This window comes from Arenibacter sp. P308M17 (genome assembly GCF_003426735.1).
In the GTDB taxonomy this organism is placed as follows: Bacteria; Bacteroidota; Bacteroidia; order Flavobacteriales; family Flavobacteriaceae; genus Arenibacter.
Window position 1 is genome coordinate 224,888 of the sequence record NZ_QVON01000005.1, and the last position, 14,161, is coordinate 239,048.

The following is a 14,161-nucleotide window of genomic DNA, read 5'->3' on the forward strand; positions in this document are numbered from 1 at the left end:
CTATCATCCAGTACTAAGTATTTTCTTGGAAAATAGAGTAATGCCAAATGCATAAATGCCAAACTTTTAGTGTTGGACAAGGGACTTAATAAAAGGATCTTCGGAAAAATTGGGACTCCCATTATAATTTGTAGGAATTTTAAACGTTAAAATCTTTAGTATATTTGCGGATTGGCAACAATCCTGTGTCATGTGAATTAGGATTTAATGATAGATTATAGAACACTTTTCCAATCCAGCCCCTTTTCCAATTGGATCTATGATTTGGAGAGCGGTAAAATCATTGAAGTCAATGAGGCCGCTTTGGGTCTATTTGGATATGGTAGGGAAGAATTTCTTGGCCTTTCTATTAATGAAATAGTCCTGGAGTGGGATTTGGATCAATTCTTGATTTCAAATAACGAAATAAAGCAAAACGACCAGTTTCAGAGTGTAAACATAAAAACTAAAAATAAGGCACTAAAAAATGTTAAGTTGATGTGCCAAAAACTGGTTTTTCAACAAAGAAATTGTGTGATGGTCACGGCCCATACCATGGGGCATCAGCATGTAATTGAGCCTTCTTTAAAAGAAAACCAATATAGTAAGGATGGGCAAATTTCCAATTTGGGATATTGGAAATACGATACTATAAACGACTCCCTTAATCTCTCCGATGAGGTCTTCGCCATATGGGGAAGGAACAGGGAGGAATGGCCATTGACCATAGAACATATTTTCAATTACCTGCCCAAAGGGGACCGGAAGCTTTTTTATGATAACATGACCTCTTTGTTCCACGGACAAAAAGAATTGGATTTTGTACACCGCATCCTCCTTCCCGATGGTAGTACAAGATGGGTACGGGAACAGGGAAAATTAATCAGGAATGCAGACGGAGAGCCCGATTTCTTTGAGGGGACGGTACAGTACATTACGGATAGGATAGTGGAAGGACAGCGGTTGCAATTATTGGAGAGTGTGGTAACCCATACCAATGATTCCATTATGATCACCGATGGTGGGCCTCTGGAAGAACAAGATCCAAAAATAGTATATGTAAACAGGGCATTTACCCAAATGACAGGGTATAGACCAGAAGAGGTCATTGGCAGGACCCCTGACATCTTGAGAGGTCCGAAGACCGACAGAAATGATTTGGAACTGTTTTACAACACCTTGACCAAAGGGGAATCCTGTGAGGTCACCGTTACCAATTACCGGAAAAATGGAACGCCCTTCTGGATCAACATTGCGGCTTCGCCCGTCAAGGATATCAAAGGTTCGGTATCACATTATATTGCCATCCAAAGGGATGTAACCTCAAAGATCGATGCCCAGCTGGAAAAGGATTTTCTGGCCAAGATCAGTGCCAGCTTCAAGGAAAGGCTAAGCCTTGGCAGTTCCCTTGATCGGATATGCAAATTGGTTGCCCTTTACGGGGATTTCACATTTTGTGAGGTTTGGCTGCCCAGTATCCACAAGAACAGCCTTCGGTTCGCGGCCATGTTCGGGAATGATGATGCCGGTGGGATATTTTACGAACACTCCAGGGATATCCATGAAATGGAACTGGGGGATGGGATTCCCGGTACGGTGTGGAAAACCGGACAATCGGTGCTTTGGGGCAACATTGACCGGAATCACCTTTTTGTCAGAAAAAAGGCCGCAAAACTATCGGGGATCAAGTCGGTATTGGGCATTCCCTTGAAACATCAGGGCAATTTTGTTGGTGTTATGGTTGTAGGCACCCAAGAAAATGAAAAACATTTCAAGGCCCATTATCCGGTACTTTCCAAATTGGAGGATTATCTGGGATCGGAAATCAGCCGCAAGCGTATGGAGGAGGACCTGACGTACTTGTTCGAGACCTTGCCAGACCTTATTTGCTTGTTGGATTTTAAGGGAAATTTCCTAAAAATAAACAAGGCCGGGTGCAACATATTGGGTTATGGTGAAGATGAGATCGTGGGCAATTCCTTCCAAGGGTTTATCCATTGGGAAGACAGGGAGATTTCGGAGGCACTGGTACAAAAAATAAAGGACGGGCAGGAAACCTTTGAAATTGAAAACCGCTACATCACCAAGGCGGGCAATCTGGTCTGGCTCAGCTGGCACTGCAAGGTAGTAGCGAATGAAGGCGTGATCTATGCCACCGCCAAGGATACAACCAAGGCCAAAAAATTACAGGAAGTGGTCTCCGATGCCTCGAGATTGGCAAAAATAGGTGGTTGGGAGATAGATATGATCAATAAAAAGTTGACATGGTCCGAAGGGGTGCACCAAATCTATGAGACCGACCCGGAGCACTATACGCCGGAATTGGAACATGCCATTAATTTTTATAGGGAAGATCATAGGGAAAAGGTTTGGAATAAGGTTGATCTGGCCATTGAAACAGGAGAGACGTTTGATTATGAAGCCGCCTTTATCTCCGCCAAGGGCAACGAAAAATGGGTCAGGGCCATGGGGCAGGCCGAAATGGTCAATGGAAAATGTGTCCGGCTCTATGGGAATTTTCAGGATATTACCCAACTGAAAGAGGCCGAGCATCGACTTTTGGCGCTCTCCAACGATCTTCCCGGTGTTAGCTTCCAGTATTACTTATATCCGGATGGGACGGACAAAATGTATTCCGTTAGCAAAAAAGCGTATCAAATATACAATCTTAGTCCTGAACAGTGTGAGGAAAACGCTAACCTCGTATGGGATCGCATAAAAAAAGGAGGGGATTACGAGGCGGTGATGCGGGATGTCCAAAAATCCCTTGAAACCCTTACACAATGGCACAGTCGCTGGCGGTATGTCCTGCCCAATGGCAAGATCCGTTGGCATGAAGGTTATGGTACGCCCTATAAATTGGTCGACGGCACCATTCTCTTCAATTCTATGGTCTTTGACATCACGGAAGAGGTGAAGTTGACCCATCTCCTGGAAGAAACCTCGGAACTCTCCAAAATTGGAAGCTGGGAAATGGACCTGTTGGCGGCACCGGGAAGCGATGCCATGTATTGGTCGCCGATCGTAAGAAAAATAATCGAAGTGGACGAGGATTACGATGCCTCATTGAGCGGGGGCCTGGAATTCTACTCTCCCAATAGTAGGCCCATTGTAGAAAAAAGTATTTCGGAACTTATAGAAACCGGCACGGAATATGACCAGGAGGTACTATTGAAAACCAGTATGGGAAAGGAAAAATGGGTGCGGATCATTGGAAAAAGTGAACGTGATAATGGCGTGTGCACTAAAATTTATGGAAGTATCCAGGATATTCACACCATGAAAACCACCCAACTGCAGCTCCAGGAAATCCTGGGCAGTATATCGGATGCGTTCTATGCCGTGGACAAGGATTGGAGCTTTACCTTTTTTAACAGGGAGGCCGAAAATTTGCTTGGTAAGAAAAGCGATGAGGTATTGGGGAAAAATCTTTGGGAGTTATTTGTCCCTACCTTGGGCACCGAACTGGAAACCGTATATAAAAGGGTCGCCAAAAAAGGCAGGGCCGAGAGCTTTGAATACCTTTATCCAGGAAACGGATCTTGGTACGAGATCAACACCTATCCTTCCAATGGGGGAGTTTCGGTCTATTTCAAAAATATAGACGAAAGGAAAAAGGCCGAGGTGGAATTGGAATCGGCCTACCGTGAAAAAAATATGATCCTGGAGAGTATAGGGGATGCTTTCTTCGCCATGAAGGAAGACTTCACGGTGACCTATTGGAACAAAACGGCCGAACGCTTGCTCGGGGTGAAAAGGGAAGACCTGATCGGCAAAAACCTTTGGGAGGTGTTCCCTGATGCGGTGGACCTACCCTCTTACGTTAATTATAACAAGGTACTAAAGACAAAGCAGCCTATTACCTTTGAAGACTTTTATGGTATTTGGCTGGAAGTCAACGCATATCCGTCGGAAGAGGGCATCAGTGTATTTTTTAGGGACATTACCCAAAGAAAGAAGGCCAGCCAAAAGATCCTGTACAAGACAAAACAATTGGACATTATTGCCGAAATGAATGCGGCACTGCTCAATTTTGAGGACTGGTTCAAGGTAATCGACAAAACCTTTGGCAGGGTGGGAGAGTGTATTAAAGTGGACCGAATATACTATTTCCAAAATTCGGTCAATGAAAAAACAGGGGAATTGGAAACCAGCCAACGCCTGGAATGGAGTGGTAATGGGGTGCCTTCCCAGATCAATAATCCTACTCTTCAGAATGTTCCCTTTAGCGCAGTGCAGAATTTAATACAACCCCTGTCCCAAAATAGACCTTTTAAAGCCATCGTAAGTGAGATGCAGGATAGCGAGACCAAAAGGCTGCTTATGGAACAGGACATCAAATCCGTTTTGGCATTTCCTATAGTGGTCAATAAAAAATTCTGGGGCTTTGTAGGTTTTGACGACTGTAAAAAAGAGAGGGAATGGAGCCTTGATGACATTTCCTTCCTGAAGACAATAACAAACAACCTTTCCACAGCAATAGCAACTTCAATGACCACCAAGGAGCTGGAACATTCCTATGCCGAGAAGAACCAGATTCTGGAAAGCATCGGGGATGCCTTTTTTGCGGTAGACAAGGAGTGGACGGTGACCTATTGGAACAATCAGGCAGAGCATTTGTTGGGAAGAAAAAGAGAGGACATCATCGGTAAAAATCTTTGGGAAGAATATGCCGATGCCGTTGAACTAGGTTTTTTTGTCGAATACAATAAGGCAATGACAAGCGGGGAGAAGGTAAACTTTGAGGAATTTTATCCTACCTTGCGAAAATGGTTCGAGGTATCCGCCTATCCAAGCAACGATGGACTTTCCGTCTATTTTAAGGACATCACCTTACGTAAGGAGACCGATATTCTGATCCTGCAGGCGAACGAGCGTTTTGAAAAAGTGGCCCAGGCAACCACGGATGCGATATGGGACTGGGACATAGAAAATAAGGTATATATTAGAAGTGATGGCTTTGAACGGCTATTTGGTAGCAAGGTTAAGAAGTATTTGAACGAAAGCGAGATCTGGAAAGATAGTTTTCATCCGGACGACCTGCAAAAAATACAATCCAGCCTCAAAAAGGCATTATTAGATCCTTCCAAGGAATTTTGGAGCAAGGAATATAGGATCGTGCATGAAAAGGAAGGCGTCAAAACAGTGATAGACAAAGGAGCCATTATCAGGAACGAATCCGGGGAGGCCGTCCGTATGGTAGGTGCCATAACGGACATTACAGAGAAGCAAGAATATATAGAGACGATCGAAACCCAGAATAAAAAATTAATGAATATCGCTTGGACACAGTCCCATGTAGTAAGATCTCCTTTATCCCGTATATTGGGAATAATCAATCTTTTGGATATGGAGCCCAAAGATTCCGAAGATGTCCCTTATTTACTTGAACAGATAAAAGTATCAGGTAGCGAACTGGACGAAATTATCCGTAAAATTGTAAGTGAAACACGTTCCATTAGAATTTAAGATCATTAGGGATGGATAAATTGGTAATAATTGTCGATGATGACCCCGTCTTTAGGTATATTTCGACGAAAATGATAGAAAAGGTCAGCCCTGACCTGGTCATAAATTCATATTCGAACGGAAAAGAGGCTCTGGACTTTCTCCTGGAAAATTATGTGGCCGAAAATTTCTATTATATATTTTTGGATATCAATATGCCCATCATGGATGGCTGGGAATTTCTGGGGGCACTTGAAAAAACGGCTTTTATTAAAGCAAGGAATGTTTCCATACATATTGTTTCTTCTTCCGTAGACGACAGTGATATTAAAAAGTCCAAAAGTTACGGCCTTGTCCAAGGCTTTCTCCACAAACCACTTTCGCCGGACATGATTAAATTTATCCTTATTTAGGCAACAATGGCAACGCAACCAATAAGGTTAAATCCATCTATGGTATATAGAACCTATAAACTTAAATAAATGAAAGGCAAATTCTACTTTATCATATTATTGCTCATGGCAGGCGCATCCACTTCTTGTGAAAAAGATGATTTGGAATATCAAAACAACTTTGAGGAAAGTCGCAAGGCATGGTCGGATTTTAAGGAATTGACCAATAATTCCTATAAATACAAAGTTGTTGGAGGATCATGGGCCGGCTTCTCTTGGGAAACGACCTTAACGGTGTCCAATGGAAAATTAATTAAAAGGCATTTTAAATATACGGTTACCGAAGGGTTGATCGAAAATGTTCCGGAAGAGGAATTGGAATGGATTGAAAATGAAGGGGAAATTGGAACCCATGAATCTGTAGGTGCGGAAGCGCTGACATTGGAAGAAATATACGATAAGGCCCAGACGGATTGGTTGAAAAAGAGGGAGCATACGGCAACCTATTTCGAAACGAAAAATAATGGATTGATTTCGACCTGTGGTTATGTAGAAAATGGTTGCATGGATGATTGTTTTATTGGCGTTACTATTAAGAGTATTGAAAAATTATAAAAGTTATAATGTATATTAGAGTCAAAAGGACATTAGTGTCGTGTCAATGCTACAGTATTGTTTAAGTCATCGTTAATTTTTATCCGGGCAAGGCAAAAAAAAAATAAAAGGGAATCCCAATGGCTATAGAGACTAAAATCTACATGGACCCTATCGGGTTTGGCCATTATGATGGCGGGAAATCCAACAAATTGTCCAACCATTAAAAATCAAGAAAAAATGTTTACAGTAGAAGAAATCAAAACAGCTCATAGCAAAGTGAAATCCGGTGCAGATTTTCCGTCCTACATTAAAGAAATTAAGGCTTTGGGCGTAACCCACTATGAAGCTTATGTATCCGATGGACATATTGACTATCACGGTGCAAATAATTATACCGCAAAGATTCCTGCAAAGTATGAGCCGTTGGTAGTTGCCGATATTTCAAAAGGGGAGGAATTTAAAGAGGCGTTAATTGCCCATCAGCAAGGCAAAACAGATTTCCTGACTTTCATTAAAATGTGCGCCACCTTCGGCATTGAAAAATGGGCAATCTGTATGGATGGGATGAGCTGTACTTACTATGACCGAGCAGGAAACATAATTTTGGTCGAGGAAATCCCACAAAATTAAGGCTATGAGGTAGGTAGGTTCAAGGTTCAAGGTTTGATTGAAGGGTCTTCAGTGGGCAGTGACAGTTGGCAGGGAAAAAGTTCAATGCTCAAAGTTTTAAAGTTGAAAGTTGTAAAATCACTAAACATAATTCTAACATCTAGTCTCTCAATTCTAAAATCTAGTATCTAGCATCTCACTTCTAGTATCTAGATATCAAATCCGACAAATTTCTTCAAAATATTTTTGCAGTTAAATGATTGCGTTTATATTTGCAGTCAAATAACTGCATAATGAAATTAAGAAGAGACGTATTTCAGGCTATAGCCGACCCAACGCGGAGAACCATAATAACTTTAGTGGCAATGCAGGCCTTAACACCAACGGCCATTGCCGAGAATTTTGATTATTCAAGACAAACCATTTCAAAACACATTCAGATTCTCACCGAATGTGAAATTTTGGAACAAGAGCATAGCGGGAGGGAAATTTATTATCGTCTAAATCCGGATGGAATGAAAGATATAGCCGATTTTATCGAACCTTTCAGGAAACTTTGGGACGATAGGTTCAGCAAACTGGAATCCGTAATGAAAAATCATTTATCAAATAAATAAGAATGGAACAACACACAAAAATTGACGCTTTGGAAGGCAAACAGGAACTAACAATTACGAGAGAGTTTGATCTGCCCGTGGAATTGCTTTATAAGGCCTATACCGAAGCCGATCTTATAGAACAATGGATGGGTACAAAAGTGATACAGCTAGATCACAGAAATCTAGGGAGTTACCGGTTCGAGACATCGCACAATGGCAATATTATGTTCAGGGCAAGTGGAACAATTCACAAAGTGGTAGCGAATGAAGAAATTGTTCGAACTTTTGAAATGGAAGATATGCCCATTGGGGTACAACTTGAATTTTTGAAATTTGAAAAGCTTACGGACCACAGAAGCAAGTTGAGGATCCAAATCATCTACAAGTCGGAAAAACACCGGGCGGAACAGTTAAAACTACCCTTCGCATATGGCTTGAATATGGCGCACAACAAGCTTCAGGAAATTCTCATCAACTTAAAATAAATTAAAATGAAAAAAAGAAATAAAATTATATATTGGGTGGCCACCGTTTGGCTTTCACTGGGAATGCTTTCAACAGGAATAGTCCAATTGATAAGGATGGAAGAAGAAGTTAAGAGCATGGATACATTGGGTTATCCAACCTATTTGCTATCAATTCTTGGGATATGGAAAATTTTAGGCATTTTAGCTATCTTGATTCCCAAATTTCCTTTACTCAAAGAATGGGCCTATTCCGGTTTTTTCTTCGTAATGACCGGGGCAATTGTTTCACATTTGGCCGTGGGAGATGAAATCATTACTCTCTTTGGTCCAACATTGTTGTTGGTACTTACAATTGTATCCTGGTATTTTAGACCTCCAAACAGAAAATTGGAAAAACAATAAGATGGAAGATTTAAAACCAAAAACTGTCGACGAATTTATTACTGTTTCCCCAGAGGCATCTCAAGAAATAATGAGCAAGCTTAAAAATCTGATTGAAGCAACCGCACCTAGTGCAGAGGGCGGAATAAGTTGGAACGTGCCCATATATAAGTACAGGGGAATTCTTGCAGGGTTTTCCTTGGCCAAAAAGCACGTTACTTTCGGCATAGATTCCTTAACAACGGAAGTCCGTAAAACACTGGAAGGAAAAGGGTACAAAACCGGAAAAAAAACAATTCAGATCAAGTTTGGCCAAGAAGTGCCATCGGCCGAAATAAAACAGTTGATTATGGAACAGGCCAAACGAAACGAATTGTAAAATTGTTTTTGTAGTAAGGATAAAAAGACACGGCCATAAAATGGAAATTAAGGAACATATTCAAGAGGATATAAGGGTAGCGGAAGTTATTTCAAAAGAAATAATCATCAACGGTACGGACGATGCTTTGGAGTTGATGGGCAATATGTATTATCAAGGTTTTGATAAAATCATAATGTATCAAAAAAATATCACTTCTGATTTTTTTGATCTAAAGAATGGAATGGCGGGAGACATACTTCAAAAATTTTCAAACTATCGCATGGGCTTGGCCATTATTGGCAACTTTACAGATATTCCGAGTAAAAGCTTAAAGGATTTTATTTATGAAAGCAATAAAGGCAAACATGTCAATTTTTTGCCATCGGTTAACGAGGCATTAAAATAGCACTTCCGGCCAATTGCCCCGGGATAGGGAACAAAATATCAGAATATAACAAGATCTAGCCAAATAAAAAGAAACGGAATGTCGATTACAAAAGAATCAGAATTGATCGGAATGAAGACTATTAGTGAAGTTGTTGGAACTACGCTAAAATTAATGAGGGAACACGCAAAAGTAGGAATGTCAACTAAGGAACTTGATGAATATGGAGGAAAGATTTTAAAAAGATATGGAGCAAGATCCGCTCCTTATAAAACCTATGGTTTTCCTGGGTATACTTGTATAAGCCTAAATGAGGAAGTAGCCCACGGTATTCCATCCGAAAGCAAAATATTAAAAGATGGGGATTTGATCAATATTGATGTTTCTGCCGAACTTAATGGTTTTTGGTCGGATAATGGCGGGTCATTTATTATTGGAAAGGACCTGCATAAGCACCAACCCCTTGTTGATGCTTCCAAAGAAATTTTAAGAAAAGCAATAAGTAATATTAAAGGAGGCGTGAAAATTTCAGAAATTGGCCATTTAATGGAAACCGAAGCCAAAAAGTCAGGATTTAAGGTAATTAAGAATCTAGCTGGTCACGGAGTAGGCAGAAGTTTACACGAAGCACCTGATAATATTTTAAATTATAGGGTTAAAAGCAATAGGGAACGATTTAAAAAGAACAGCACAGTGGCTATAGAAACCTTTATCTCAACAAAATCGACTGTTGCTTTGGAATTGAATGACGGTTGGACATTAGTGGGCAATAAAGGGGGATATGTAACCCAACACGAACAAACAATTCTTGTGACGGATAACTATCCAGTTATATTGACAGAATCCAATGCAATATGGGGTTAAATCACCTGCTTTCTCACTACCGGAATTATATTGGGAAGTTCGGGACAATTTTCACCAAATTGGGCTCCACCCAGAATAAAGTTGGATCTGCGCTAAGCCGATCAATTAAGAATTCATATATTCTGAGGGGGTCATGTTGAACTGTTTTTGAAAATTACGGCCAAAACTGGTCTGGGAATTATATCCTACCATTTCAGATACCTCATATATCCGGTATTCTCCTTTTTTAAGCAATTCGGCCGCCTTTTTTAATCGGGCAATATTGATCAATTCATTCGGGCTAAGGTTGGACATTTCCTTGATTTTCCTATATAGGGTAGACCTGCTCATAAACATTATTTCGCTTAGGGTCTCTACACTTAGATCCGGATCCGAGATGTGCTTGGAAATTACCTCGTCCAATTTATTTATAAAGGTCTCATCGGTTGAAGTAAGGGCAATACTCTTAAGATGGGCCAAGGGAGAACTGGAATAGTAGGCCATGATATTTTTGCGGTTCTCGATCAAATTTTTAATTTGTACCCTAAGGTGCGATATGGAAAAGGGCTTTTCCAGGTAGGCATCCGCCCCGGACTCAAGTCCTTCGATTTTTGCGTTCAGGGCTTGTTTGGAGGTTAGGAAAATTACCAGTATGTGACTGGATTCCAAGTTACGCTTAATATGTCTACAGAGGTCATAACCATCCATTACCGGCATCATTACATCGGTTACGACAAGTTGAATATTTTTTACTTCTATGATCTTTAGGGCCTCTTGTCCGTTGGTAGCCCTATATACGTTATAAAGTTCCTTAAGATCATTGGCAATAAAATCCAAAAGGTCAATACTGTCCTCTGCAATGAGTATATTAGGTTTATTCTCGTCTTCCTCCGCACAGAACGGGGCAACTTCAGGTTTGGTAATATCTAAAGATAGGTCCTGGGAATAAAGTTTAAATTCTTTTTCTTGATGAATGGGCAATTGTAGGGCAAAGGTATTCAAAGCACTATTTTTGTCTTCCATCTCCAGGTTTCCATTATGTAGTTTGGTCAGGGAGTGGGCCAGCGCCAGACCTATACCTGTTCCATTCTGGTTTTCAACCCCCGAAACCCTGAAAAAAGGTTCAAATATCTTTTTTGAAAGGTGTTTGGGGATAATTTCCCCGTCATTTTGAACCAAGAGTTTAAAGGTTTCCTCGTTGGCTTCCAAACTAACATTTACTTTTCTATGGGCGTACTTTATGGCATTTCCAAAAAGGTTGCTCAATATCTTCCTTACTGCTTCTGCATCTACATAGGCAATTAGATCGGTCTTGCCCAAATTCAATTGAAAATCAATATCCTTATCGTTGATGGCCTCGCTAAAACGGCTACATGTTTTTTTTATTAATTCGGTAATATTGCATTCAACAAAGGTGAGACTAAGACTCTCCATCTCGGTCTTTCTAAAATCCAATAGCTGATTTACCAGGTCCAAAAGCCTGGTGGTATTTTTTTTCATTATGGAAAGATGCCCCAGGGCATCAATGGAATGGTTCCCATTCTTTATTAATTTATCCAGCGGGCTTTTTATGAGGGTCAATGGGGTCCTTATTTCATGGGAAATGTTGGTGAAAAATTCAATTTTTGCCTGATAAACCTCCTTCTCTTTTTTATTGCTCAGTTCCTTTATGCGTTGATTGTTTTTGGAGACGGTCCGCATATGGTAGAATCTAATGATATAGTACCCCAAAAGGGCCAATAATATGAGATATAGGGAATAGGCCAGCTTACTTTTCCAAAAAACGGGCAACACTTCTATGGCGAGCGGATTGGAGGTGTCGCTCCAAACATCGTTATTGATCAACGATCTGATGTTAAAGCTATAATTTCCCGCGGCCAATTCCGTAAAATGAACCCTATGGTCTTTGTTCAGGGGAATCCAATCTTCGCTTATTCCCTTCATTTGATACATATACTCCGTAGATTCCGGACTTATATAACTTAAGGCGGCAAAATCCAAACTAAAGGAAGATTGGTTGGAACTAAGTACCAGATTGTCCAGAAAAGTAACCGATTTCTGCAAAGGGGAGTTCTCCATACCCACAATTGCCTCCTTATTGTTTATTTGAAGGCCGGTAATTAAAATGGGGGGTATATAGGAGTTGTTGACGAAGTTTTTCGGATTAAAACTTATCATTCCGTTAACACTTCCAAAATACATGGTACCATCAGGACTTTTATAGCCCGAGCTATAATTGAACTGATCGCTCAGCAATCCGCTTTCCTTGGTATAGATTTTTTTAAGACCGGTCTTGGGATCGTATGCTACCAATCCATTGGAGGTGGTTACCCAAAGTTCGTTGTTGTTGCCTTCCAACAGGTAATAGAAAGCATTGCTCGGGAAACCATCTTTTGTCCCATATTTCTTAAAGGATTTTTTGTTGGGGTCGTAAAGGTTCAATCCATTTTCCGTAGTGACCCAAATAGTATCGTTACGGTCTTGAAATATACCATTTATATGGTTGTTGCTTATGGCTCCAAGATTATGGCTATCATATTTAAAATTACCGTTTTCACCAGTTTTGGGATTGTAATAAAATAAGCCTTCGGAATAACTTCCTGCCCAATATACCCCATTGTTATCCTCAAAAAAACAGGTATAATGTATTTGTTCGGGAAAAGTTCCTACCAAGTCAAAATTATCGGTTTGGGGATTATAGGATTGTATGGCGGAAGTGGATACGACAATGATATTATTTGTCCGTGTTTTATATAGTGAAAATATAAAATTATTGCGGAGGGTACTCCTGCCCCCCATATTATAATGGGCTACTATTTTGTTCTGCCTAATGTCCAGTACGTCCAACCCATGGTCGAACGTGCCTATCCACACCTTGTTACCTACGGGCAGTATGCCGTGAATATTGTGATGGGACAAAATGCCACCCTTATCCTTGGAGGTGTAATTGGTGAACTTCTCCGTGGCTATGTGGAATTTATTTAATCCGGCATCCTCTGTTCCTATCCACAAATTGCCCTGGTCATCGGGTCGAATTTCACGTACGGCATTTCCGCCTATGGAATTTTCGGATGGGGAGGGGAAATATTTCTTAAAGTAATTGTATTGGTTGGGGTAGTAATTTACCCCACCAAAATAGGTGCCGGCCCAAACACTGCCCTCGTCGTCCACTGTCAGCGCATACACGGCATTATCCGCCAGGGCATAGGGATTGCTGTAGTTCTTTACCAAGTTGGTGTATGATTTTTCTTTAAAATTGTATAAATGTATACCGGATTCCGAGGCTACCCAAAGCTCCTCTTTACCCTTCATGGCAAAATCCCTTACGTAAATAGGTCCTTTCAATTCCGGGAACATATCCAGAACTTTGCCATCCTGAATGTCATAGGCAAGTACCCCATGATTTTGGGTACCCAATAGGATTACATGGTCATTTAGATTAAATAGGCGATTAATTCGGAATGGAAATTTGGGATCGCCCTCCACGTTTAGTCCATAGGCTGTAAAAGTATTGGTTACCTTATTATATTTATAGAGCTCGTTGCTGGATGACGCTATAATTTCGTTATCCTTTGTTTTTAGGACTGCCGTAGCATAAAAAAATTGGTCCGAAGGAAAGCTTAGCGTTTCCTTGGTTTCGGGATCGTACAGGTTCATGGAGCTGTTGGCAATAAACCATAAGTTGCCCTCGGCGTCATCCATTAGGCCCAAAATTTGTTTGTTCTCGGTTTCGATCAATAGATCAAAATTTTCCTGCTTTTCATTATAGCTATAAAGACCGTTATCCGTACCTACCCATAGGACACCCTTGGATTCATAGAGACATTCAATATAGGTGCCGTGCAAACTTTTGTCGTCTTCGGGATTGTTTTGAAACAATTTAAAGGTATACCCATCAAATCTGTTCAGTCCATTTTTTGTGCCAAACCACATAAACCCGTTCTTGTCCTGTAAGGAACTTAATACGGTATTATGGGACAGGCCATCCTCTACCTTATAATGTTTAAAGTAGAATTCCTGAGACCAAATGGAACAGGAGGCAAGGAAGGTTATAAGTAATAAAGCAGCACTCTTTTTCAACGCTCAACAATTTTGGGAAA

Annotated in this window: 11 protein-coding genes; 10 read left to right on the plus strand and 1 reads right to left on the minus strand. The window is 40.7% G+C overall.

The genetic code is table 11. From position 1 onward, the window contains the following. Nucleotides 1-207: 207 nt before the first annotated feature. The 10 genes from D0S24_RS13710 (at nucleotide 208) to map (ending at nucleotide 10,082) form a co-directional block, all read left to right on the plus strand. Nucleotides 208-5,448, plus strand: coding sequence for a PAS domain S-box protein (locus D0S24_RS13710; protein WP_117020439.1), 5,241 nt, complete (start codon nucleotides 208-210; stop codon nucleotides 5,446-5,448). An 11-nt stretch (nucleotides 5,449-5,459) separates the two neighbouring features. After that, complete coding sequence (locus tag D0S24_RS13715) at nucleotides 5,460-5,840, plus strand: response regulator (protein ID WP_117020440.1); 381 nt, start codon at nucleotides 5,460-5,462, stop codon at nucleotides 5,838-5,840. A gap of 69 nt (nucleotides 5,841-5,909) precedes the next feature. Next, nucleotides 5,910-6,434 carry a hypothetical protein gene (locus D0S24_RS13720; RefSeq protein WP_117020441.1) on the plus strand — a complete coding sequence of 175 codons (525 nt, stop codon included), beginning with the start codon at nucleotides 5,910-5,912 and terminating at the stop codon, nucleotides 6,432-6,434. 219 nt (nucleotides 6,435-6,653) lie between these two features. Then, nucleotides 6,654-7,046 carry a DUF1398 domain-containing protein gene (locus D0S24_RS13725; protein ID WP_117020442.1) on the plus strand — a complete coding sequence of 131 codons (393 nt, stop codon included), beginning with the start codon at nucleotides 6,654-6,656 and terminating at the stop codon, nucleotides 7,044-7,046. A 272-nt stretch (nucleotides 7,047-7,318) separates the two neighbouring features. Further along, on the plus strand, nucleotides 7,319-7,642 hold the full coding sequence (locus D0S24_RS13730) for a helix-turn-helix transcriptional regulator (protein ID WP_117020443.1): 324 nt from the start codon (nucleotides 7,319-7,321) through the stop codon (nucleotides 7,640-7,642). Between the two features lie 2 nt (nucleotides 7,643-7,644). After that, entirely contained in the window at nucleotides 7,645-8,109 is a 465-nt protein-coding gene (locus tag D0S24_RS13735; RefSeq protein ID WP_117020444.1) for an SRPBCC domain-containing protein, read from the plus strand. Between the two features lie 6 nt (nucleotides 8,110-8,115). Then, nucleotides 8,116-8,493, plus strand: coding sequence for a DoxX family protein (locus D0S24_RS13740; protein ID WP_117020445.1), 378 nt, complete (start codon nucleotides 8,116-8,118; stop codon nucleotides 8,491-8,493). 1 nt (nucleotide 8,494) lies between these two features. After that, a complete protein-coding gene (locus D0S24_RS13745) occupies nucleotides 8,495-8,851 on the plus strand; it encodes an iron chaperone (RefSeq protein WP_117020446.1) in 357 nt (118 codons plus the stop codon). Nucleotides 8,852-8,891: 40 nt separating this feature from the next. Beyond that, the gene (locus D0S24_RS13750) at nucleotides 8,892-9,239 is read left to right on the plus strand and encodes a DUF4180 domain-containing protein (RefSeq protein ID WP_117020447.1); all 348 of its coding nucleotides are present in this window, start codon (nucleotides 8,892-8,894) and stop codon (nucleotides 9,237-9,239) included. 78 nt (nucleotides 9,240-9,317) lie between these two features. Continuing rightward, nucleotides 9,318-10,082 (plus strand): type I methionyl aminopeptidase, encoded by a 765-nt coding sequence (gene map / locus D0S24_RS13755; RefSeq protein WP_117020448.1) that lies wholly within the window; start codon nucleotides 9,318-9,320, stop codon nucleotides 10,080-10,082. A gap of 105 nt (nucleotides 10,083-10,187) precedes the next feature. Here the strand turns inward: map and D0S24_RS13760 are convergent, their stop codons facing one another. Beyond that, the gene (locus tag D0S24_RS13760; protein WP_251795790.1) at nucleotides 10,188-14,141 is read right to left on the minus strand and encodes a hybrid sensor histidine kinase/response regulator transcription factor; all 3,954 of its coding nucleotides are present in this window, start codon (nucleotides 14,139-14,141) and stop codon (nucleotides 10,188-10,190) included. Nucleotides 14,142-14,161 lie beyond the last annotated feature (20 nt).